Annotated in this window: 23 protein-coding genes; 1 reads left to right on the plus strand and 22 read right to left on the minus strand. The window is 34.8% G+C overall.

Annotation, left to right across the window (positions count from 1 at the left end; all coding sequences use genetic code 11):
* Nucleotides 1-295: 295 nt before the first annotated feature.
* The 18 genes from H9655_RS11165 to H9655_RS11250 all read right to left on the minus strand — a co-directional run bounded on the left by H9655_RS11165 (nt 296) and on the right by H9655_RS11250 (nt 17,244).
* Complete coding sequence (locus H9655_RS11165) at nt 296-571, minus strand: iron-sulfur cluster assembly accessory protein (RefSeq protein WP_019156606.1); 276 nt, start codon at nt 569-571, stop codon at nt 296-298.
* A 13-nt stretch (nt 572-584) separates the two neighbouring features.
* On the minus strand, nt 585-1,013 hold the full coding sequence (locus H9655_RS11170; RefSeq protein ID WP_019156607.1) for a protein-tyrosine phosphatase family protein: 429 nt from the start codon (nt 1,011-1,013) through the stop codon (nt 585-587).
* A gap of 29 nt (nt 1,014-1,042) precedes the next feature.
* Nucleotides 1,043-2,812: an arsenical pump-driving ATPase gene (arsA, locus tag H9655_RS11175; RefSeq protein ID WP_019156608.1), complete on the minus strand. Its 1,770-nt coding sequence runs from the start codon at nt 2,810-2,812 to the stop codon at nt 1,043-1,045.
* Between the two features lie 19 nt (nt 2,813-2,831).
* Nucleotides 2,832-3,194 carry an arsenite efflux transporter metallochaperone ArsD gene (gene arsD / locus H9655_RS11180; RefSeq protein WP_019156609.1) on the minus strand — a complete coding sequence of 121 codons (363 nt, stop codon included), beginning with the start codon at nt 3,192-3,194 and terminating at the stop codon, nt 2,832-2,834.
* Between the two features lie 90 nt (nt 3,195-3,284).
* Entirely contained in the window at nt 3,285-3,704 is a 420-nt protein-coding gene (gene arsC / locus H9655_RS11185) for an arsenate reductase (thioredoxin) (RefSeq protein ID WP_026682626.1), read from the minus strand.
* Between the two features lie 14 nt (nt 3,705-3,718).
* Nucleotides 3,719-5,017: an arsenic transporter gene (locus H9655_RS11190; RefSeq protein ID WP_026682627.1), complete on the minus strand. Its 1,299-nt coding sequence runs from the start codon at nt 5,015-5,017 to the stop codon at nt 3,719-3,721.
* 18 nt (nt 5,018-5,035) lie between these two features.
* A complete protein-coding gene (locus tag H9655_RS11195) occupies nt 5,036-5,377 on the minus strand; it encodes an ArsR/SmtB family transcription factor (RefSeq protein ID WP_026682628.1) in 342 nt (113 codons plus the stop codon).
* A 142-nt stretch (nt 5,378-5,519) separates the two neighbouring features.
* Nucleotides 5,520-5,726: a hypothetical protein gene (locus tag H9655_RS11200; RefSeq protein WP_026682629.1), complete on the minus strand. Its 207-nt coding sequence runs from the start codon at nt 5,724-5,726 to the stop codon at nt 5,520-5,522.
* 59 nt (nt 5,727-5,785) lie between these two features.
* Nucleotides 5,786-7,153 (minus strand): NAD(P)-binding domain-containing protein, encoded by a 1,368-nt coding sequence (locus tag H9655_RS11205; RefSeq protein WP_026682630.1) that lies wholly within the window; start codon nt 7,151-7,153, stop codon nt 5,786-5,788.
* An 85-nt stretch (nt 7,154-7,238) separates the two neighbouring features.
* Nucleotides 7,239-7,739, minus strand: coding sequence for an arsinothricin resistance N-acetyltransferase ArsN1 family A (locus H9655_RS11210; RefSeq protein WP_026682631.1), 501 nt, complete (start codon nt 7,737-7,739; stop codon nt 7,239-7,241).
* 72 nt (nt 7,740-7,811) lie between these two features.
* Nucleotides 7,812-8,276 carry a MarR family winged helix-turn-helix transcriptional regulator gene (locus tag H9655_RS11215; protein WP_026682632.1) on the minus strand — a complete coding sequence of 155 codons (465 nt, stop codon included), beginning with the start codon at nt 8,274-8,276 and terminating at the stop codon, nt 7,812-7,814.
* A gap of 537 nt (nt 8,277-8,813) precedes the next feature.
* Nucleotides 8,814-9,686 carry an NYN domain-containing protein gene (locus H9655_RS11220; protein ID WP_026682633.1) on the minus strand — a complete coding sequence of 291 codons (873 nt, stop codon included), beginning with the start codon at nt 9,684-9,686 and terminating at the stop codon, nt 8,814-8,816.
* Between the two features lie 127 nt (nt 9,687-9,813).
* The gene (locus H9655_RS11225; RefSeq protein ID WP_026682634.1) at nt 9,814-11,670 is read right to left on the minus strand and encodes a TnsD family Tn7-like transposition protein; all 1,857 of its coding nucleotides are present in this window, start codon (nt 11,668-11,670) and stop codon (nt 9,814-9,816) included.
* Nucleotides 11,667-13,277 (minus strand): ATP-binding protein, encoded by a 1,611-nt coding sequence (locus tag H9655_RS11230; RefSeq protein ID WP_026682635.1) that lies wholly within the window; start codon nt 13,275-13,277, stop codon nt 11,667-11,669. The genes H9655_RS11225 and H9655_RS11230 overlap by 4 nt, the downstream gene beginning before the upstream one ends.
* The gene (locus tag H9655_RS11235) at nt 13,264-15,390 is read right to left on the minus strand and encodes an integrase catalytic domain-containing protein (protein WP_080848939.1); all 2,127 of its coding nucleotides are present in this window, start codon (nt 15,388-15,390) and stop codon (nt 13,264-13,266) included. Before H9655_RS11235 ends, H9655_RS11230 begins: the two co-directional genes overlap by 14 nt.
* Nucleotides 15,374-16,219 carry a TnsA endonuclease C-terminal domain-containing protein gene (locus H9655_RS11240; RefSeq protein ID WP_080848940.1) on the minus strand — a complete coding sequence of 282 codons (846 nt, stop codon included), beginning with the start codon at nt 16,217-16,219 and terminating at the stop codon, nt 15,374-15,376. Before H9655_RS11240 ends, H9655_RS11235 begins: the two co-directional genes overlap by 17 nt.
* Nucleotides 16,212-16,565 (minus strand): AraC family transcriptional regulator, encoded by a 354-nt coding sequence (locus tag H9655_RS11245; protein WP_080848941.1) that lies wholly within the window; start codon nt 16,563-16,565, stop codon nt 16,212-16,214. The genes H9655_RS11240 and H9655_RS11245 overlap by 8 nt, the downstream gene beginning before the upstream one ends.
* A gap of 109 nt (nt 16,566-16,674) precedes the next feature.
* Complete coding sequence (locus H9655_RS11250) at nt 16,675-17,244, minus strand: tyrosine-type recombinase/integrase (RefSeq protein ID WP_080848942.1); 570 nt, start codon at nt 17,242-17,244, stop codon at nt 16,675-16,677.
* 280 nt (nt 17,245-17,524) lie between these two features.
* Here H9655_RS11250 and H9655_RS11255 point away from each other — a divergent pair, with 280 nt between their 5' ends.
* The gene (locus H9655_RS11255) at nt 17,525-17,986 is read left to right on the plus strand and encodes a hypothetical protein (RefSeq protein ID WP_225230575.1); all 462 of its coding nucleotides are present in this window, start codon (nt 17,525-17,527) and stop codon (nt 17,984-17,986) included.
* Nucleotides 17,987-18,046: 60 nt separating this feature from the next.
* On the opposite strand, the gene H9655_RS11260 is transcribed toward H9655_RS11255, so the two are convergent.
* The 4 genes from H9655_RS11260 to H9655_RS11275 form a co-directional block, all read right to left on the minus strand.
* Nucleotides 18,047-19,126, minus strand: a complete 1,080-nt coding sequence (locus H9655_RS11260) for a four helix bundle protein (RefSeq protein ID WP_191813929.1) — start codon at nt 19,124-19,126, stop codon at nt 18,047-18,049.
* A gap of 200 nt (nt 19,127-19,326) precedes the next feature.
* Nucleotides 19,327-20,220, minus strand: a complete 894-nt coding sequence (locus H9655_RS11265) for a hypothetical protein (RefSeq protein WP_191813931.1) — start codon at nt 20,218-20,220, stop codon at nt 19,327-19,329.
* Nucleotides 20,221-20,367: 147 nt separating this feature from the next.
* Nucleotides 20,368-22,230 carry a DNA primase family protein gene (locus H9655_RS11270; protein ID WP_191813934.1) on the minus strand — a complete coding sequence of 621 codons (1,863 nt, stop codon included), beginning with the start codon at nt 22,228-22,230 and terminating at the stop codon, nt 20,368-20,370.
* Between the two features lie 93 nt (nt 22,231-22,323).
* A complete protein-coding gene (locus tag H9655_RS11275; RefSeq protein ID WP_191813936.1) occupies nt 22,324-23,064 on the minus strand; it encodes a helix-turn-helix domain-containing protein in 741 nt (246 codons plus the stop codon).
* Nucleotides 23,065-24,526 lie beyond the last annotated feature (1,462 nt).

The following is a 24,526-nucleotide window of genomic DNA, read 5'->3' on the forward strand; positions in this document are numbered from 1 at the left end:
TGGTTATTTGAATGAATGTAAAATTGAATTATGGTATCCGATTCTAATAACAATTTTTTTAATACAAAATAAAAGGTTATCACAAAATATCCGGATAACCTCTGTTATATTTTTCGTTATTTATGCAGTTGCACAGCTACAAACCTTACCTTATTGAGCTTCCTCACTATATTGGACCGGTGTCAAATTGATTCCGAATCTCCTCAGCAAGTGTCTCTAAGGATACTTAGCAAAATCTAAAATAAAAAGGAGTAATCAACTCATGAATGAGCTAACTACTCCTTTTTACCTTTTCCTAACAACAACCACTTGCACCTAATAATACTAAACCTTCACCGTTCTGATTTTCTTCTTTGTCTAAAGTTAGCTCCTCAGTTGTAGCAACCTGTGAATCAATTGCTACTTTAATACCATTAATAGTTTCAATTATATCAGTTTCAAGTGGTGCATCTAAAGATAACGCAAATTGTGGTCCGCAGCATCCAGCAACTGAATAAAGGCGTATACCTTCTGCACCATTTTCCGTTAATACATTTTCTAATAAGTGTTTCGCAGCATCTGTAATTTTCATTAAGGTTTCTCCCCTATCCATTTGGATAAATTCTTTTTAAAGCCTCTTTCATTTCTGGCTTCACATTAATTTTTGGTCTTGCTGCCTTAGCAATTTCTTCTGCTTCAGCAATTGTACTTGCTTTTTCTAAGGCTAATAATGTTCCGATTGCAACAGTACCAGTGCGATTACTTCCTCCTTGGCAATGGAAGTAAATATTCTTACCCTCGTTATATGCTTTTATTACATGATCAATAGATTTCTTAATAGATTCTTCTTGGTCTGCTGCATCATCAACAATAGGGCTATGAATACGGTTATAAACTACATCTTCTATCGGAGCCTCAGCTCTTAAATCAAATACAACATCTATTTTCTCATTCCCTAATAAATCATTTACATCGTCTGCACCACCGATGTAAATTCTATCCTTGATTAATTCATGATAATTCTTTGTTGTCATTGTAGTACCTCCATCATTTTTCTACATCATTAATTTATATAGTCTTTTAGTTTCTCATACCCAATCTTTTCTTCATGCAACCAAGGTATAATCGCACAACTATCGGCTAAATGATTATTGACCTCACGAATCCACTCTTTTTCAGAAATTGCTTTCCCTCTTAACACAGGGTCTTTGGTATCAGTGGCAAATAGACTTTGATTAATAACCCACCATTTTGGGCTAATATTTGCTCTTCTTAAATCATCTTGTAATCGGGAGGCTTCAAATACAGGTGTAGCTTCAGCTAAGGTAACGATTACGACAGATGTTTCCTTGGAATCTCTAATCTTTGGAAGTAGTTTTGTTACACTTTCTGGCACTTCGCCAGTAGACCTAGCAATTTCCTTGCTATATGACTGTGCTGCATCTAATAAGAGTAATGTATGACCTGTAGGAGCTGTGTCAATGACGACAATCTCATTTTCAGATTTGGCAACTACTTCGGCAAATGCACGAAAGACTGCAATTTCCTCTGTACAAGGTGAGTTTAAATCTTCCTGTAAATAAGCCAGACCTTCCTCATCTAAATCCTTACCAGCAGTCGCCAACACTTCGGTTTTATATTTTTCTACTTCATCTTTAGGATTAATGCTGCTAATAGTTAGATTTTGATTTAATTGGTCGCTTTGAAATTGATACTGCAAGTGAGCTGCAGGATCAGTTGTCGTCAAATGAACTCGATGGCCCTGTTCCACCAAACCAACTGCAATGGCTGAAGCGACCGTTGTTTTTCCAACGCCCCCTTTACCCATAGTAAAAATTATTCTTGTATTAGTTGATGAGAAATCACTAATGACATCGTTTAGATTTGGTAGTCTTACTATCTCGTTCTCACTGTTTTCCTCTGATACTGGAATAACGTATTCTTTAAATAAATAACGTAAATTTTCAACCCCAGTTAGAGAATATGAAACAAACGGTAATGAATAGCTTACTGTCTGTTTTAGATTAGCTGGTATCTGCTTTAAAGCATTCCTTTGCCTTTGATAAAAAGCTGATGAAACTTCATCGTCTTTCATATAGTTCAGAAGCAGACCGTTAACAATAAGTATTTGATTTTTTATTCCAATCTCTTTGAGTTCTATTGATGCCCGGTCTGCTTCTATTAGAGATGATATATCAGGTCTTGTTACTAATATAAGTGTTGTTTTATTTGAATCCGAAAGAACATCAACAGTTTCCGAATATAAATTTTTCTTATCAGCAAGTCCTGATAAAGGACCTAAACAAGAAGCACCATGCGTACTTTCCTCTAAGAATCCGTTCCAGTCTGTTGGTAGTTGTAATAGACGTAACGTATGGCCCGTTGGTGCTGTATCAAAAATGATATGGTCATATTGGTTTATAATTTCTGTGTTTGTAAGTAAAGTTGTAAATTCATCAAATGCGGCAATCTCGACTGTACATGCTCCTGATAGTTGCTCTTCCATTGTAGCTACAACGGAATCTGGTAATATTCCACGGTATGGACCGACTACTTTTTCACGATATGCACTTGCTGATGCCTCGGGATCTAAATTACTGGCAAATAAATTTTCTACCGTTGGAACTGCTTTAGGCGAGTTTGTTAATTCAAAATCAAAAACATCCTGTAAATTAGATGCTGGGTCTGTACTAATTAGTAAAACTTTTTTTCCACTTTCCGCTAAAGCTACGGCTGTTGCACATGCAGTTGATGTTTTTCCAACTCCGCCTTTTCCAGTTAAAAATAAAAACTGTGTCTGCACAACATTTTGAGGTTTGAAAGATTGAAACATGTTTTTCACTTCTTTCTTTTCACTGTTTTTTTATGTTTAATGAAAGTCGGACTTTCGGTTTTTCAGTAAGCTCTTCAGCTTTTACCCCTAGCCATTCTGCAAGTTCTTCATTTGTTGGATAGGTTCCAACTTTAACAACTTGTTCATCTACTAAAACTACAGGTAACGCATCCGGTCCCTTTTCATGTAAAACACTATTCACTGACTGTGTTTTACCAAATTTATCAGGGTCATTTGTTAATTGATACCGTTTCACATCAAATCCTTTTTTCTCCAAAGAATATACCGCAGATGCTACTCTGGTTAGTTCTGGATCAACTGATGGACCACATACTCCTGTTGAACAACACATTGCTGGATCAAATATCTCGACTTTTTTCATCTAAAACCCTCCGATTAATATTAAATAAGCATATACTTATATTAGTCTTTAAAGAAAACCAAGAGATGGATCTCTTGGTATAAGGCTGTTTTATTCTCCAGTTTCAGCAAAACGCTTGATTCTTTCACCTATTTGGTCACGAACTCGTTGGAATACAGCCCATTTTTCCTCTTCACTTCCTTGAGCTTTTGCAGGGTCATCAAATCCCCAATGATCACGTTTTACATGTGGTGGTGTCATTGGACACTTATCAGCAGCATCTCCACATAAAGTAACGACAAATTCAGCATTGTTTAGGATCTCTGGGTCAATAATGTCAGATGTTTGATTTGAAATATCAATTTCTACTTCATTCATTGCTTTCACTGCATTGGGATTTAAGCCATGTGCCTCGATACCTGCACTCTTAACTTCCCACTCATCACCTAAATACTTCTTCCCCCAGCCTTCAGCCATTTGGCTTCTGCAAGAATTTCCAGTACATAAAAAATAGATTGTTTTTTTAGACATAATAATTCTCCTTTTTAAAATAGAGTAAGTGTTAGGTAAAGACCTAATAATGTAATAAATAGAATTGGAATTGTTAAAATAATACCCGTTTTAAAATAAGTTCCCCATGAAATTTTAACACCTTTTTGTGACAATACATGAAGCCATACTAATGTTGCTAAAGAACCAATTGGTGTGATTTTTGGACCTAAATCGGAGCCAACTACATTAGCATAAATAAGTGCTTCCCTTAACACACCAGATGTATCTGTTTCAGCAATGGCTAAAGCATCAATCATAACGGTTGGCATATTATTCATGATGGATGAGAGGAAAGCAGCTAAAAATCCCATTGCAACAGTTCCAACAAATAAACCTTGATCAGCTACTGTTTGAATGACACTTGCCAGTGCAGATGTAAGTCCCGCATTTCCTAATCCATATACCACCACATACATTCCAATAGAGAAAAATACAATATTCCAAGGTGCACTTTTAATAACTTCCTTAGTATTAACAGAAGCACTACGTCTTGCCATTATGAAAAAGAAAATAGCAATGGTTCCTGCAATTATAGAAACAGGTACGTTGATGAAATCGCTAGTAAAGTATCCAATTACTAATAAACTAAGAACATACCATGATAAGCGAAACATTTTTAAGTCTTTAATAGCCTCTTTTGGTTCCTTTAATTTTGATAAATCGTAATTTCTAGGGATACTTTTTCTAAAGTAAATTAACAATACAAAAATCGTCGCAATCAGTGAAAATAAGTTTGGAATTATCATTCGTGAGGCATATTCCACAAATCCGATACCAAAAAAGTCTGCAGAGACTATATTTACTAGGTTACTTACAATAAACGGAAGTGAAGTTGTATCAGCAATAAATCCACTTGCCATAATGAAGGGAAATATCATTTGTTCTTTAAACTTTAAATTTCGTACCATAGCAAGTACAATGGGTGTTAGAATTAATGCCGCACCATCATTTGCAAATAAGGCCGCTACAATAGCACCTAGAATACTGATGTATACAAACATCTTTATTCCATGACCTTTTGCTACCCGTGCCATGTGTAATGCTGCCCATTCAAATAATCCAATCTCATCTAATATTAATGAAATGAGGATAATTGCAACGAAAGATAACGTTGCATTCCATGTAATGTCAATTACTTCAAGAACATCACTAAATCCCACTACTCCTGCTAATAAAGCTATTACAGCCCCTCCGCAAGCTGACCAGCCAATATTTAACCCTTTAGGTTGCCAAATAACTAAAATCAATGTTGCAATAAAGATAATAAGAGCTAAAATAAGTGTTCCTGACAAAATGTAAAACCCCCAATATTAACAACAAGAAATCCGTTTCCCTTGTTTTTCTAAATCCTCTAACTTATCCTTTTGGCTAGGTAATTGGTTAAGAATCTGAGTAACAAATGGATAGTAGATATTGTTCTCATTAATTGAATAAAAAACCCACTGTCCCTTTTTCTCCTCTTGAACCAATCCCATATCTTTCAACCTTCTTAGATGTTGGCTTATAGCTGGTTGTGTCATTTGAAATATCTCAACAAATTCACATACACAACATGCTCCACCATCAAGAATTTTCATCATGGTTAGCCTAGTTTTATCTCCTAATAGTTTAAGTATTACAGCAACTTGTTCTATTTCAATAGTCGTTTTCAATTTTACACCTCACTTTTTCACTTTAAATAAGTATTTACTTATATAATAATCCACTTATATATGTGTTTCAAGTTTTTTCTTCAATGGTTTTTCACAGCACTTTCCCCTCTAACTATTTGTCTATGGTAAAAAGGTTTTAAACTCACTTTCCTTCCTCTTTTAAATCCTCATACGCATTTGTAAAACGTTCAAAAGAAATGCTCCCAAGTGTTTCCTTATCTTTCTGAAATAGACGCTCAAACGTGATTTCCTTTGCCTTTTCTAAGGTGCATTGTCTACTATTCATAATTAATTTAAGATATGCAATAAAGTATTCTTTACTTAAATTACCACCTTTATTAATGACCATCATCATTACCTCCAAAAAAAGGAGAGTATATTCGACTCCCCCTTTCTAATTTCACAATTTTAGCAGCATGAATTTGAACTACAGGATGCTTTTGTAACATTTAGATTCGTACTACATACACCCGTTTCAGGTAATTCCAACTCAACCTTCTCTGAGGCTTCGTAGTCCCCTGATATGTATGCTACAACGGAGCGAACCTGCTCATATCCTGTCGCCATTAAAAATGTTGGTGCTCGACCATAGCTTTTTGCTCCAACGATATAAAAATCTTTTTCAGGTTGCCGTAATTCTTTTTCCCCATGAGGACGTACCGTTCCACAACTATGAATATTAGGATCAATCAATGGAGCGAGAGCTTTGACACATTCCGTTGCTGTATCAATGCTGGTCCTCACTTCCCGAAGGATTGAAAAGTCTGGACGATTCCCTGTATTGACAATCATTTCATCTATATCTGAATAGGTTTTTAAGTCATCTTTAGTCTCCCCTACTAGCTCTATTTTCCCATTTTCCCCTTTAATGTTTTGAATCCTAAAAGGAGTAATAACTTGAACTACGCACGAATCCACTAATTTGTGTATGCGACTTCCTAAATCACCTCTCGCCTCGAGTGCATCCAGTTCCTCTCCTCCATAAGCCTCTTCAACTCGCACTTTTCTCAAAACCCATACAATTTCTGTTGCGGGATATTCTTCTCTTAATTTTGCTAACTCTAATAATGAATTGATTGCAGAATGGCCACTTCCAATAACAGCAACACGTTTATTTAGATAACGGCTTTTACCTGCTCCTAGAATATCTGGGATGCCATAGAAAATTTGATTTTTTATGGCTTCCTCTTCTTTTAACCAAATGCCATTTGAATTTGCAGGATTAGGATTACCCCAGGTGCCTGTTGCATCAATAACTGCTCTCGCCTCAAACTTTTTAAATTCGCCATTTTGCTCTGCATAAATGACAAATGGTTGTTTTTCTCGATTAGCAGTTTTCATTTTATCCATATTTTTTCGGCTAATTGAAAAAACCTTTGTATTAGCAAACAAAGATTTTTTAATTTCAGGAGTATTTGCCAACGGCTTTAAATATTGATCAACTAATTCTTTCCCAGTAGGTAATTCATTTAGGTCTGGCTCAGTCCAACCTTGTTCTTTAAGAAGTTTAGATGCCGTCTCATCAATGTTATATCTCCAAGGTGAAAATACTCGAACATGACCCCATGTTAGGATATTCGCCCCTACTTGAGCTCCAGATTCTAAAAGAATAAATGGTTGATCATATCTTGCTAAATGGGCTGCTGCTGCAAGACCTACAGGGCCCGCCCCAATAATTGCAACGGGTAAATGTTTGTTTTCATCTTTATTAGTTTCTTTCAATTCCTCTTCAGCTTGACAACAGGTCGGTTTGATTTCTATCCATTCCATTTTCATCTTTCCTCTCATTATGTTTTTTAAAGAAGACTACTTCGACTTTGTAACTGAGATATTTGCTGTATGTAAAATCCAGATGCTTAGATTAACAATTTGCACCTAGTATTTTTTCCATCGCCATTACATCTACAAATTCACCATCAAGAATTCCTTGATTCTTAAATATCCCAACTTGGCGATACTTCAATTTGTTATATAAGCCTTGACCTATAGAGTTAAATGGGAAAGTAAATAAAACTAATTTATAAAAGTCATGATTCGATGCTTCTATTTCAAGTTGTTTTAGCAACCTTTGCCCAATCCCTTTCCCTCTAAAATCACGATGGATATAGACCGAGATTTCCCCTACTCCCCTATAGGCATCTCTAGGATTATAAGGACTTATGGCTGCCCATCCGACAATGTTTCTTTCTTCATCCTCTGCGACCAACCCAACGTATCTCCCCTGACGATGAAGAAACCAGGAATGGATATAATCTTGATCTTTCGTTCTAGTTTCAAGTGTGGCAATCCGATCCTCTATTCCTTGATTATAAATCTGAAGAACTTTCATCAAGTCTTTTACTTCGACCTCCCTAATGATCATTAATCACCCCTCCTTTAATTGCTAAAATCAACACTTGATAAAGTCAAATATCACCCAAAAGGAAACCACTATTTATTTAGTGGTACAACAACCAGAACCAGATCCATCATTCATCCTCATGGCACTCAGTAAGACCTGTAAACTATCTATAACCTGATCCTTTTTATCATCTGGAATGAATCCTAAAATCTGCCCAATGTATTGATTCATTTGACCGGAGATTTCGTTTGCTTTTACTTGCCCTTCTTCAGTAAGTAATAAAACAACATAACGTCTATCGTTTGGATCTGGGGTTCGAGAAACATACCCTAATTCCACCACTTTATTGATTTGCCTACTTAGCATTCCGGTATCCATGGATAATTTCTCAGCCAGATCAATTAAGGAAATACGGGGATTTTTATCCAGTTCATATATAATGTGACTTTGCAGGACTGTTATTCCGCAACATTCTGAACCTTCACGCTGTAATAAACCAAAATCACGAACCAATTGTTGAAGAATTTCTCTGATCTCAATTGCTTCTTTAAAACTCATTTTTTCATTCACCTCACAGTAAATGATATATACAACAATTGACTTTGTCAACTATTATTCAAAAGATTGAAAGGATATTGTGCAAAAAGGATGAAATCACGATTGGATTCTTTTCGTTGTCTACCTATGTAATTTCCTTTTCCATTCCATTTACACTCTGTTGAGGCATAACTAACTGATTTGATTATTTATGATTGTTATGGAATCACTTTTTTACCTTCTTATTTACCTATTTTCCAATCCTATAGGGCATAAATTCATTTATTTTGAAGGTTCACCAAATGAGAAAAGATCCTTCAATTTTTAGAAGGATCTCCTCAAAGCGTTCTTTTAATTCGTTCTTTAATTCGTTCATTTATAAATCGTTCTTTTTAATCGTTCTTTTTGAATCTTCATCATCATTATATTCATTTTTAGAGAAAAATACAACACTTTCTTTAAATTTTTTTTAACTCTAAAGATTTTTTGATTCTTTGAGAAGGAGATACCAGTGTTTGTTTAGCTAAAACATCTAACATAAATTAATTAATTTGACACTTATACTAAGGATTCTTCTCTTGTTTCATATTTAACATTTATTTCCTCGTCCAAGGTTAATCCTAGCTCATTCAGCTTTTCGGGGTTTATAAAATTAGCTTTTCTTGTTGTTTCCTTATCCTCTATATTAACTTCTACCTCTTTAATAATAATTAATTTTTCATTTTTAAAATAATCCAGTATTGCAGAGGAATCAGATGGTTGCAAATTAAAACTTGACTCATCATTCAAAAATTCTAAAATATTTTTTTGATAAATTACTGTCAGAGGTTTAGAACCGTATTTAACAAATAGTCTATTCATTCCTTTATTAATACAATTTAAGTATTTTAACTTTTCCTCATCACTTGATTCTATATCTTCTATATCAAAAGGTCTGTATGTTTCCACACCTAAAATATCCTCAATCTTCTTTACATTAATCCTAGTTTTTAGGCTTTCTACGTATCTTTTTTTTACTTTAGATTCTAAGTATAAAAGAGTTATTTCTTTATCTTGATAACTAAGCTCTAAAATTAGAGGAAGCATATCAGAATCCGAGGAAACAATTACATAGTGTTCGAACTTACGAGTATTATATAGCGATTTAATTACATCAATCGCCAAAGCTAAATCAGACGCATTGGTTTTTCCATCTCCAATGGAATTAATATGCCGTAACTCTACTAAATTCTCCTGTAGATCACTTATTTCATTATTTGCTGTCTTAAAGTCACAAAACGCTTTAATAAGTTGGACTGAATTTTCCTCTCCTAATGCTAAATGTTCTAGTATTTTTTTTACTACTTCACTTGTTTTAAACTGGGAATATGATTCATTAATAGAACGGTATAAATTATCATAATCCATATATACTGCTGTCGCTTTCCCCATATCTATACCCCTTAAATTAAAATTAGTAATAATTTCCTAAATTTATTATACTGAAAACCCCTCTTTTTTACTATAGAATAGTAGACACTTTTCAAAACACTATGTAATCACTTGCACCGGGATACTATTAAATACTGAAATTAGTAATTTGTCGTATGTACTCACTTACCTCTTCGTAGAACTTTTTATTAATCCCGGCATTCCTAAGCACCTTCCATACCTTTATTTCATCTTCGTCATTATTCATTAAACCAATTACATAACCTATTCTTCGTACACGAAAATCCTTTTCTGACTCACAAACATCATCTACCAATGCTTTGGTTTTTGGCATCTTATCTAAATGTTGCTCCAATAACGCTCTTTCTCCAATTACATCACCAATCCTCTTAACTGTAACCCTTTTAGGCTTATCGTTGTAATATCTAATTTCATCCATAGACTTTTGTACACTAGCTAATATCTCTTGGTCTCTTTTCTGCCAATCCACTCTCTTATTATCGTTTCTTCTCTTTTTCAAATTAGGTGAATTATTTTGAAGCCACTCATTATCATTTCTATATAGATAGGCATAAGTTGCTGGATTAATATTTCTTAGTTGAGTCTTAGATAGCCGTGGATTCTCGCCTTGCAGCTGCATCCAAACTTGTCGATATCTTTCGATAGTTCCACTCTCATCCTGCTTCAAAACTTCTTTTGTTGATTTCTCTATCCCCTCTTTTTCTGATTTATATTTAATCACAGTTCCGGGATCAACATTTAATCTTCGAGCAATCTCCCGATAACTGAGTTTTTCTTCTAACAAAGTTTTTAATACCTTGTTCCATATAGGACCAAAATCCATAATCCGTGTATAGCGGTACTGTCCTGTTTTTTCTGGGTCCTGTCCTTTTCTTGTATAAGAAAATCCACATACAGGACAAGTAAATCTCCCAATAGGTTTCTTTGTTTTCTCACATATTCTTACAGTTACTTCATCAATAACCTTCTTATGATACTTGGGACAAACGACATTAAGGCAAGGCCATTTAGGCTTTCCGAAAGGATAACTTTCAAAAGAATTGCCCTTAAATATTGAGTTAGTATCTAATCCAAGAAAGGTTAGCATTAGAATGTGATAATAAGGATGAAATGACTTTCGATGTTTACGGGATATATTGGCTATCCAAGAATCGGATTGCCGTATTTTCACATGCAGATTTTCCAAAACTTGCTGTGAAAAATATGTATGAAAATCATCATACAACTTTTTCTGATAAACCTGTCCTCTATAACTAGCGTAACCTTTTTCCATTAAATGATAGCGATAAAACTTTGTGAAATGGGAAAAGCATTGATTTTGATATTTCCTATTCAATAAATGCTCTGCTCGTAAAACAATATCCTTGAGATGTATTAGGTTGTTCTCAGTTATTTTTCTCTTTCTTTTCAAATCACAGTTGCTGGTGGTTGGTAAGATAAAAGCATGTTTATTAGAATGAGTTATCAATACATCGCTATCCTCTAACCACAACTCATGCTTAGCACAAATGAGATTTCCAGGTAACTGATGAAGGCGATGCCAGTACAATTCTCGATACGTAGCTATATCTTCTTCAGCACAGGCTGAACAATATTTTAAATACCTGTTTTGTGGTATCGAACTTGCCATAATACCCGATTGCATATAAATCTTCTTTCCGTCATCACTTGTCATAGACTCATAAATTGATTGAGCCTTTTCTGTTGGCAAGAACACTGTATAAAAAGGATACATTGTATGTTTCTCTATAAGCATCTGTTCGTTCAATGTCGTGTTTTTAGGCAAATGCTGAACTAGAGAGGCAATTCCAGATGGCAAAAATACCGAAGCACTTATCGTCCTCTTACCGAATAAATCTTCCAATGTGTGTTTCCAAAAAACATTTCCTGATCGGATGTGATACCGAGCAATAATACTATATAAAAGTTCATCAGGATATGGGGTTGGGAATTGTATAATCATGAAACATCACGCTCAGGGTAATCCTGCTTAATTACTCCAGCATCTAGTAGTGCTTGATACGCAATTATTTGTTGTTCTTTCCCTTTTTTTATAATGGTTCTTAGGTCGTTACTTATTACTTTATCCGTACTTTTTTCATTATTGTTTAATAGAAGAAAAACATCTTTTACGACTTGTGATACATCCCTTATTTGATTGTTCTCAGAAACAACTTTTTGTGCTGCCTTAACAGCAACATCATTATTAAAACCTAGCATCCCTAAACGGAAAACAGTATCATCAATTAATTGTACTTGCTCATTTTTCCGTTCGGCTCCTTCTTGGAGTGAGTTCAGTACCTGATTTTGATCAACAATAATCCGTTCTTGTTCAATAAAGTCCTCAATATTTGGTAGCATTATGTCGTCATATTTTACTAGCTTGCTATAGTCCTTGCTCTTTAATGTATTTAGCATAGGCTGAACCATTTTTAATTCTTCTTGAGCCACTTGTTTAATTAACGCAGTGGTAATCTTTTCATTACCACTACTAATAGCACGTAGCTGCACCATCATATAGAGCTTAATTGCGATGTCTGCAATTCCTTGAGACTCATTATATAGGGTTGAAGAAATTTGTTCTGTAATCGGTGATTCCTCTTTTGTCCACTGATATTTCCACATACCCTGAACAAATAAATCCCAAATAGCATCTTTTTCAAATCTATCCCACATGATGTTCCCCATATTAGTGCTTCTTCTTGCTTGTCTAAACTGTGATTGTAAGACATCCATTGCCTTTGGGGTTCCAACCATAATGAGAGGGATATTTATCGTATTGATTAACGCTGTAAAAAAGTTTAATATCTGTGCTGAGCTAGAGCTTTTTATACCCTTTAAATGTTGTAACTCGTCCAGGAATAGCATGCCAAGGTTTATACTTTTAGCAATCTGAGCCATAATGGGCATTAGCTGACTTGTTGACAAATGACTGTTTACGTATCTATTAAAATAGTTGGAGCCTAGAAGTAGATCTACTTGATACATAAAATCGTAAATAATGGTTTTTACGGAACCATCAAAAGGGGTTTCAATTTTTAAATAGGTTACTTGATAGTGATTTAAGGCTTGCCCTTTATATGAAACATGAGAAATGACCTGTGGAATGGTTTGCAAGACTCGCTGTAATGTACGTGTTTTTCCTACACCTGAGACCCCCAAAATACTCAATGTTTGTCCTGTCTGGATAATAGACTTATCAAAAGACTTATTTTGTATATTATTCCAGTTATCCACAAAAGTTTGTGCATAAGTAGAACTTACTGGATTGCGATAGGTATAACCAGTTCTAATTAACCTAGATATTGATGACTCAATTCTTAGATGGATCGGGATAGCTTGAAAATAATGCAGCAACCTAGAAATTAGATGAACTCTCTGATGGTCATTCAAATATCTTTCTTCCTTATTATATGGAGGATACATGCTTAGACGGTCAATGACTTCCTCCTGAGAATAGATTGGCGGCAACGCCTCTATAAGAGGATTGCCTTGATATTCCAATATCTCTTGTTCCCTATATTCTGCAATTTGTGCCTCAGTTCCATTATGTAATTCAATTATCTCCATCATAAAGCACTTCCTTTTGTTTCTTTCGGAAAATATCCAACACTTTTACCGGTTCAGTATCATGATTTACTTCGTTCGATTGCTTTCCAATGTTATTTTGATCCACCACGGTTTGTTTTTCCCTTTTAAATATTTCTCTCTCTTTTTCTCGATTTTCTCTAATATTCTTTATATCTTTAGGAACCTCACCATTTAAGATTTGATTGTTAGCCTCTTTTTTCGCCATTTTAACAATCTCCTCTATGTCCTGAGCTAATTGAATTGCTCCATTTAAACTGCTTTCCTCATATTCTGCCTCTTGTTGCTTTCTTTCAGTTTTTAAACTCACAACTTCTTCCATCTTTACACCACGATACATTTCGTATTGTTCGATTAATGAACAAACTTCATAGTTCAACCTATCTATACGAATATAAATATTAGATACGTCTTGAGGATCATAATGCACCCCCATACTCCAACTGCCTTTTATTCGAGCCTTAGAAAACCACCGTTCTTTCAATGCTTTCGCACAAGTATAATAGAGACCTCCAAAGTTGATTCCTTTCGGGGTGATTTTTGCACTAGCTTTAGGTAAAACACTACTTCTGATCGCATCTAAAGGCATAGTTCTCAGTAATCCTGTTCCTTTACGCAAACCCCACTTAAATATTTCTATCGGTATTGGTGGGACCTTTTCTGCTATCATACTTTGCGTTAACGGGTAGTCCGATAAATAATTATGATTGTTATAATATAGAACCGTTCTGACTAAAATTTGGACGTACTCGTTTAGGTTTAACACTGCTTTCTTCCTGTAATCCTTTCCTCCACGCTTCATAAAATCTTTTTGGACCGCCCCAGGGAGGAATGGAGAGATGTGGTCCTGAAGAATGTCAAAGTATTTTTCGCATACGGCCTTTAGCTCAGGTCTGTACGGACCTAAATTTTGGATCTTAATGTTTAAATCCGCCGTGATTTGTGTTAATTCATTGGAAATCAACTCACTACCCCGATCCGCCAAAATAGTATGCGGAAGATAATGAATAGGCCAATCATTTTCATCAATATCCATATCGAGGGTCCGCTTGCAAAATTCCTTTTTATCTTCAAAGGCATTTGCAAGAGCCAACCTCAACGATTCTTTTGACATATTTTGAATTCCTGCATATACAGAAACAATACACCTGGAAAAAATATCCACAGTTAAATAAATGACAGGACGGCCAATCACTATATTCCTATCAAAACTTGAAACTAAATAAACATCACCAATGGTTGCATCAATGGCATATGTACCTATCCCCATAGAATCTTCTGTGGCTGAACCGGTTATAGCACGATAGTTTTGTAAAAATTCCCTTCTGCCCTCTCTTTTATGAATGGCATCTTCCGGTTTGTACCACTTGCGATACCAATAATAGAATTGGTCATATGAAATAATTGGCTTATCTAAATCTAATACTTTATAGCCTGACTTTTCATCCTCTTTGGAGAAATACTCCTTTACCATTTGCTGATAAGCATATTTTAATGAGGGTTTAGAACGAATAAAGTAGTATTTTTCTAGGCTAATTCTAATGATTTTCTTCCATTCATCGGTTATTGCTGCCCTTTGAATAGAGGAAGAGTAAGCGAAGGGTCTTCCTGCCTTTTTGATATATTTACGTTCCTTTCCTTGCTGTTTCCCACACTTATTAAAGTCGGGTAAGAGAGCATTCTTTACCATCCCTCTCGACCAATATCGTTTTAAATATTGTCGAATGGTCTTTGTGCTAAGGAAAAAATCCTTACTGGCCATTTTTATTAGCTCTGATCTCCTCTTTGGAATAAAAATGTCAGGAATTAAATAGATTTGATTTATTACTATCCATGCTTTATCACGTTTTTCAATTTCTATCCCAGATAAATCTTCTTCTTTCACGCTGAACGCCCACGGTTCAGTTGCAACCTTTGTAATCTCACCTTTGATCAAAGAGGATTCTATACTGTGTATTTCCTCACTGTAAGGAAATGATGGTTCACGGACATTAACTAGAAAACAAAGTTGATGCTCATTATCGACCCAAACTACCCTTTGAATAAATTCAGGATTTTCAGTGCTTTGTAATAAATCATTAATTACCAACTGCATACCTTACATCACCACCATTTTCACCAGTAAATTCAATATGATAATTTTCAATTTTATTAGTCAAATAGATTTTCCTGCTTAAATCCATGCTTACTTCTTTATGGGCTATCAAATGTTTAAATAAGATTAGACCCAATCCTTCATCCAAGCTATATTCTCTTTCCAATCGGGAAAAAATGCCTTGAAACGTATCCGATTTATTAGACAAATACTGAACTATATCTCTTTTTAAGTGGGGCAAATTCAAAGTAAGCAATGGATAATCTTGAATGTCATAGGAGTTCAATGCCCAGCCAATATTTCGTGCCAATTGTTTATTGATTTCTTTTTCTGTCACAATTCCAAAATCAATCCCTTTCTTTTCAAAATACCTTCTTTGTAGTTCCAATCTTTGCAAGGTTGCATTTTTCTCTAACTCCTGTGATTGCTTAATTATTCTTGCTTGATAATAAGGTTCTCCATTTTCCCCCTTCCTTGTTACAAAAAAAGAAACCGTAAAGATATGTGGTACTTGTGTCTTCGTATCAAATAGTTTCTTTGTAAGCTCCTCATCCACTTGGATATTCATGTCATGGAAATCTAGTAAAGGGTACTGCTCCCTTATGTCAGTAACATGGTCGTCAAATTCCAATAAGTAGAAGTAATATAACTGCATATCGCTTAATAGATGGTAGACCCTTTGAGTGGTATGACCAAAAATACGAGTAGATCTTCCTTTCGATGCTATGTCTTGAACTTGCAGCCATGGTTTATAGTCTTTTCCTGTTCCTTGACCTCGTTTTTCCATTAGGAACCTTTTAATAGTTGTTTCATTCCATTCTCTAATCATTCGGTATCCCCCTACTCCCTCTTTCTTGAAGAATAATGTGTTCATTATCAATTGCTGAATCAACAGTTGTTTTGAATTCACATTTAAAAAGATTAGAATATTCATCCCAACCATTAAATGGAGAGTAATTTTTATCCTGTGAATCATTAATACGACATAATTCTTCTTTTATCAGTGTTAATTGCCTACGGATTAAATAACGTAAGAACTGTGACCCTGTTACTTTTTGGAATTCAGAAACAAAATCAACATAAGAACAACCCGCCAATTCTTCTACATGTTTATTGCAAATCTCATCATGATAATGCTCATCAATGTATTGAATGACAGCATTAATTTTGTCCATCGTTTAGTAAGCCCCCTTAAATATAAAAAAGCATTTGTTGCGTTGACTTTTGTCAAAACGGATTGTTTTTTTTCTCCGTATAACAAAGTCAGCAACAAATGCCTCTATTTTATAAATTAACTTGTAAGTACAATTCATCAAGATCTTCTTGTAATATTCCAAGATACCTTTTAGTTTCCGCAACGGACCTATGATTAAGGGCTATACATATGTAATCAAGTGATATGCCTTTCTTAAAAGCCCAATAGCCCCAAGTTTTTCTCATTCCGTGCGTTGAGAATTTCTCTGTTATCCCTACCATATCACAGGCTTCATTCAACATTGATGCAGCATATTGCCTGGTGATAGGTTGATTGGTTCCCTTTCTACTGGTAAAAAGGAAGTCCTCCTGTTTCTTATCAGGAAACTCTCTATTAAATTCTTTAATACTTTTCGCTAAATTTGGCGTAATCGGGAACCGCTTATATTTACCAGTCTTCTTTTCATTCACTTCGATAAACTCTGTTGGCTTCCTACCGTCCCACACTTGATTCACCTTTAACATCAAAATGTCAGAAATTCTTAGAGCTGATGAAATACCGACCATAAAAAGCAAATAGTCTCTTTTATTTTTCCCTCGAAGGTATCCTTTCACCGCTTCAAGTTGTTTTAAATCTCGAATCGGATGAACAACTTTCACTTTAGTTCACCTCCTGTATGAATCTTACATATTCATTGTAAATCTCTATTTGAGTAAGATTCAACAGCCTAGAGGCAAAATCCAAAAATAAAAATGCCGATTTTATAGGATTTCCTTGTTTACACAACAGGGTTGTGTAAACTACTTTTTGAAAATTAAATTGTACACTGCGGAAAACGATTCGTCCCAGGTTAATCATTCCGATACATTCCTTCAGAACCTTTTGATATAATGGAAGACAAAGGAAGCTAACTACTTTTGTCTATTTAATAGAATGTAGGTGGAAATATTGCCCGTTTGGACACAATGGATTTCATTAGGATTGGCGATTCTCGGTTCAATAACAGGAATTTGGGCGTTGGTTTTAAATCAACAAAGAACAACTATTACAAAAAGAATAGAAAAGGAACGTCTTGAAGCAAAGAAAAAGGCATCATTCCAAGTTGAACGAACCAAACAAATGGGGTCAAAACAAATGCAAGATAGGCTTTTATTACACAATATCGGACAAGCAGAAGCTAGAGAACTCAAGGTTGAATTCTACAATTATGACCGTTTTAATAAAGGCGAAAAACGTAAAATTAACCCATTAATAGATAGAATTCCGTCAAAAATAAATGCAGGACAGACAGTAAATATCCTATTGTCTATTGCTGGTAATACAGCACCTCCTTATGAAATCATTATCACTTGGGATGACGATTTTAAAAAAGGTAACAAACTAGAAACAACTTTAAACTAGAAGTAAGTAGGCAAGATAGGATAAAGAGCAAAATATCTCTTTATCCTTTTCTTTCAAATGTTAACTCGCTTTCTCATCACTAATGTTTTTCATCTTCATTGAAAGAACATTCCGTATAGAAATCCTCAACTCATTAATCTCTTTTAGCTCCTTCTCTGGAATAATCCCTTTGATTAAGGATGTTTCCAACAAACTATGAAGGCCATCCAATGCCTTCAATGAATCATTAAAGAAACGAAACTTTTTAGGAATATACAATTGATGTGCCTCGGCAAGGTTGGCAACGCTTGATGTCGCCCGTTTCCTGATTATCTTCACAAGGTCTTTTTCCTTCCGAAATTCACGTCTATCTGTAATCTCATAAATCTTGTCAACCAATTGCAGGGCATTAGTATAGGCACCAAAGTTTTTAACGTTTGGTGTAAATGGATTTGGTAAATCCATTCCCTTCCCCTCTTTCTCTTTTATATTGGACAGGTTTTTTGTTAGAATGCTTACCACTTGAGTTGTTAAGTTATCTAGCTCATTGAATTGAACTTGGGTTATATATTTCTGTCCCAATGAAACTTGGAGCCATGCCGATGTTTCTTTTGCTGATCCTATTGCAATGCTGTATTGGTTAAACTTCTCCCCTACATAAATTTGCTCACCCATTTCAATTCTTTCTTTAATTGAACCGGCACTTCTTTCAATCTGGTTTACAATGTGATCAACTTCGTATGAGGGAAAGTTCTTACACAGTTCAATTATATTTGTCTCTAGCTCCTTAGCCTTTTTGTAACCAATGAATTGCTTTACATCTCTTACTTCAAGGTGCTGTTGTTTTTTGGCTTGTTTTTCTTTTGTTGGTGTTGTCGATTGTGTGGATTTATCGGAGGTTGCTGCGGAATTATTCTTATGGGTTTGCATATTGAGGCAATCGTCGAGGTTGTCGTAAATCTGATTGGCTCTGTACTCAATCAAATAATGATCAATCAGTATTTTTTCAGCATCAGAAAGGTCCTTCATTTCTTTTAGAATCCAGATAAACCCTTTCTCTGCTAGGTTCTTCAAATAAGCTCCAATGTCAAAGACACAATAGGAAACTCTTATTCTCTCTGCCCGATATGATTCCTGGATTTGTCCTACTATCTCATTCAATTATCATCAACTCCAATTTTTCTATGATAGATAAGAGAGGCAAAAGCGAAATATCTAACTTATCCTATTATATTTCAGCAGATACAATTACCTCTCTTTATTCTACTTTGTTTGACTTCTGGGTTCTAAGTTAAGGTGAGGTTCTCAGCTTCTTGAGTTGAGCCTAAGTGTGGATAGTGCGAGTGGAAAGGAGTAGCATTTTATTTTTTAACTGCCTTGTTCCTCTTTAAACTTTCTTCTAATTCCTTGAAGAATGACTCCGAGTAATGTGGAAAGGAGTATAATGTTGTTTCGGTCAGGCATTTTGATCGAGTATTCTTATCAAAATAGGTAACTTTTCTTTTTTCAGCAAAAAGTAATCCTAACTCCCTAAATCTCTTTACAGCACTACTGAATCTTGCGGAAGATACTTTACTTTGACTAGCATACATAGCGAAGATAGAGCTGTTTTCATCATTTCTTTTCTCTAAGTCAATGAACTTTTGACCATGAATTAACATGTTTTCCAGTACATCTACAAAGGACTTAATTTTTTTAAATAGATTGGGATACTTTCCTTGAAAATCTTGATTTTTATACAAGGCAAGAATACGCTCATTTTCAATGTATTTCTCCTTCTCCTCTCGCTCCCAATCGACATTATCATAAGACACATTCAATAAATTGATCAGCTCATCTCTTACAAACTGACGTTGCTGTGTATATCCTTTTCCTTCTACTTTTGGAAAGCAAAGTAGCAAATCAAAAATCGAATAAGCAACTGCTTCATCATAAGGTTGACCTGTGAAGTATTTGTATTTCCCTGTAGTATCCTTACCAATCCACGCTTCGTTTCCATCGAATATTTCACAAGGAAAAAGTGTTTCTTCCTTTATAACTTTTAAATTTGGAAAAACCATTGAAAAGACATTATTTTCTACTGCTGCACTCTCAAATTCATCATGATTCTTTAGGTTCACAAAAGTAGTTGAAGCATCGTACATCGTCTTCCGCCATTTTGAGGCCTTTTCACCTTTACTCAACTCATTTTTTGCCATCATTCTTTCTTGGATAAATGCAGAACGATATGGATGGAATTCTCTTGAAATTGTCATTATAGATCTACTCCTTTTTTTTGTTTTTTAGTTGTTATCTAAGGTAACAGGAGGAGAGAAATATTATGAATCTCTCCAATTACCTTACTTAAATTCTTTGCTTGAAAGGTTGTTGCCCCCCACTAAGGGACACGATTCTCTATTTTTTTACTTTAACTTGATTCCGACAAACTCAACGGCTCTTGTTTGTGATCCTTGACGTTTCGCAACACCTTCATCAGCAAATAGACTTACCAATTGTGAATAAAATTCACGTTGGGGAACTGGTGATACCTTGGCATCTAAACATTCTTTTTTATATTCATCATAAAGTCTTTTTCCTGATTCATTCGACATTGGAGATATCGTGCAATATTCATCGGAAAACCAAAGAACACTGTTATTTCCTTTCTTGTATTCCTTCATCAAGTTCTTTGCTTCTTCGCTTTCAGTGAACTCATAATTATTTTCAATTAACCGTTTCAATCCAATTAAAGCCCACTGAACAATGCCTTCACGTTCTTTAAGCAATTCTTCTTTTAAATTTCGGTCAATATTTTCACTGGAAACAATATTTTGGAAGGGGATTAGAGCTAATCTTCTGTAGAACCCAGAGGTGTGATCAACATAGTTCGAGGGTAATTTGTTTGCGGCAAAGAGAAGGCGGGCAGTATTGTTAAAGTCAAATCCTTTTTCATACTTATCGTCTGCGTGCATGCTATCTCCAGAGACTAATGCTTTAAATACGGCTGTGTCTTTAATGTTTCCTTGAGGAAGGTCAGCATAAGTATTCAGTAATTTTCCGAATAACTTTACTGTCCGGTATTTTGCTCCTAATTCTTGAAAAGGAACATTGGACACATAATCCTTACCAATAATTCTCTCAATAATTTCAATTAATGTTGATTTTCCCGTATTCCCAGGCCCATACAATATAAAGGCTTTCTGTGCCTTCATTTCTGTTGTTAGCAAATAGCCAATCATTTCCTGGACTGTTTTAGCATCATCTTCCGTTAATGAAGCTGCTATATATTCTTTAAATCTTGGACACTGTGCACCAATCTGGTACTCAACATTTAATTGAAAGGCAGTTTTGTAGTTTTGAGCGTAAGGTCCAAACGTATTTGACTTTATGTCATAAACACCGTTTTTGAAATTTACCTTGTCTTTCATTCGATCCGAGTTTGTCAGCCCATTATCTTTTGGTATTCTTTTCAAGAGAAGTTTCTTTGTATCCTCAATATCCTTATTTGTTAGATATCTTGGCGACATGTAATCTAGGATTTCAAGTTCAAGTTCATCAATTCCAACCTTTTCAAAAATACCTTTGCCCTTTTCCCTAGCGTAAACATTCGAATTACACATGAGCAAATCCTTTTGACTCAATAGTGTTGAAACTAGAACATTAGGGAGCAACCTTAAACCACTATTTGTTTTTATATAATGATCTGGAAGTTGTTTTGAATTCTCATCTACCTGACAGTTCTTTTTGAAATGATATTCTCCGATTCTTTCCAAGCCTTTTGATTCAGTCCATGGAGATTTAGGTTTCCAAGTTGCTGTTCCTTTTAATGGAACAATATGATCTCTATCAAAGTAGTTTACCTTGATATTTTTGAAATGCTGATTTCCTATAGAGATCCCTTTTACTATCATGGTCAAAGACGTTCCAACAATTTCCCCGTAGAACTCACCATCAAGCGTGTCAACGGCTTCCCTTGCTACTTCACTTAATTCTCCAGCAGACATTGCATTTTGAATCTCTATTGAAATGTAGGGATACTCCTTTTTTAAAACAAGGCCAATTCCTGCATTTGCGTATTTCGGAGCATTTTCCTTCAGTTCAAGTGCATTCTGGTAATCCATCCAGTTAGATGGATCATTTGCATCTACCGGTTCATCAGTTGTTGGATCCCAAGCAGTAGTTACATACTCCTTCCCTATCTGCTCCGTTTTTGTGCAAACAAAAATTGGAGCCTCTCTTAATTCCTTTATTAGTCCATGATTCAATTTCTTTTCTTCTTTAAGCATAATGGTATTCCTCCTTATATTGTGTAGTTCATCACAAAATCTATTGCCATTAGGCAATATAATGATGAAATTATAATGGGGTATCCCCCATTACTAAGGTTTTATATAAGGTTTCAACGTTTCTGATACTTTGTCTACTATTATTATTCTGTCATTTTCCCTTGTTGTAGCCCAATATTCACCTATAATTGGCAAAGGAATAGACATTTCGGTATTATGCAATGCTTTTATATTGATGTTTTCCAGTGATGATTTAATATCACCTTTTAGGAGGTTATACTTGCTAACCATTACTCTGACATCGAAGAATAGCTTGAATCCTTGATCCTCTAGTTCAATTAAGTATAGCTCTTTTTCCAAAAGTCCACCTAAACTTAGTACGTATCCTGCTGCCTTGTTTTCAAAATAACTTGGTTCGCCATGAAGTGTGATTTCATATAAATCGACGATCATCTTGCCAATTAACTGCTTTTGTTCATCGGACATAGAAATATCATCCTTTTCCGTTGCAACCACAAGATTGAGTTTGTTCAGATCATGAGGGAGAACAAATGCCGTATCCGTATCACCATGTATTGCCTTGTCGTATATGTATCCCATTTCAAGGCTTTCAAAAACTTCCTTTAAAGAAAGCCCCAACGCCTGTATGAGAACCATGACTATGTTAATACTTGGCTCTGTCCGTTCACCACGCTCCAACCTATTGAGGTAACTTTCGCTGAGGCGATGTCCATACTTTTCTGACTCATTAGCTAACGTTGCTAGGGACCAGTCCTTAGATTTCCTTTTCTTAAGAATAAGTTGTCCAAATCCAGGTACTTTGTTTTCTTCCAATTATTCACCTCCTTAGAACTTTATTGCCTGTCTATGATTCCATTATACTAAAATATTGCATAATGTCAATATATTTAATGTTCGAGTAGATTTTATTTTTTTCTGACCCATTAATCATGGTAAACAAGGGGCTTTTTTATCTAACACTGATGGAGGGACTTATTACTATGCTTTCCTACTGCACCATGATAACATCCTTTTTATTTGAATAGGTTTTGGTATGCTACATTGAAGAAAGGTTCCATCGAATGCTTTTAATGAGCCATAACCTTATTTTACTACCGATTTGCTACATAACAAAATTTTTAATGTTCTATCCCTGTTCTTTTTCTTGCCTAGATGACATAAAGTCGCTTAATCTATGTTAATTAACACTGTCTAACTACTATATTGGGTACATTTTAAATCATAAACGAGTGAAACGAGTAGATTAATTCACCTTATCTATTAAAATTATTTAAAAACCTTCATTCACATTCTAAAACATGTACCCTTGACTGTGATTAAGATACCCTTTTCCCATGACTCATTTGCATTGAATGAAGCTCTTCTTACCTTATACGAGTGAAACGAGTGTATATGTTCATTTTAGTTTTATACTTATAGTGCACTTTAATATGTAATTTGTTCATTCATCATGAGTAGCTACAATAATTGATATATTAATAAATTATTAATCCATGATTTAAGGTTTATATATCTTACGAGTAAAACGAGTGCAATTAATCTATTTACATTTATACATTCTAATAATGATATAAATTCACTTGAGTAATGTACACTTATCTAAGAATATGTTATTACTTTTATAAATCTTTACTCGTTATACTCGTTTATTTGATAAATGCTTCATACAATAAAGATTTCCATATATAAGAAGCAATCATAGTTGATTTAGATTCTTTTCTGTTCACTAAAGCAATAAATAGCCTTAAACCCATTAAGGTTTGCATGATATAAGAATAAAAAGGAATTGCCTTTATATGCTCGTTTCACTCGTACAAAGAAAGTGTCTACCCTTTTAAATTAATCTGTTAAAAAGTTCTTTGGATAAATAAGCTATCACCCAACTATGTGAATATCGTGTTTTTGACATCAAGGGGGTCTTTTTCCCTTTTCACGTAAGATTGATTACCTAATTAGTAAAAAACTCCATTCAGGGTTTAATAAAAGGATACAAAAGGAAAACACACAAAGAGAGATCACGTATTTTAGTAAAAATATAATGAGTCAAATGCACTCGTTTCACTCGCACCATCTAAAAAGGCAGTTGAATGAAGCATTTCAGTTAATGCAAGCAAAGCCCTCTTTGAGTAAATAATTTTGTTTTTACCGTCAAGGGCGATCTTTTTCTCAAGGTTGATAATTGCTACCTAGATATACAAAAAATGCAACCATTCTAGAGCCATCTAAGAACTATCCATTAGACATGCTCATTAAGAATGATTGTAAATGCACAAAA

The organism is Cytobacillus stercorigallinarum, from assembly GCF_014836495.1.
Lineage (GTDB): Bacteria > Bacillota > Bacilli > Bacillales > Cytobacillaceae > Cytobacillus > Cytobacillus stercorigallinarum.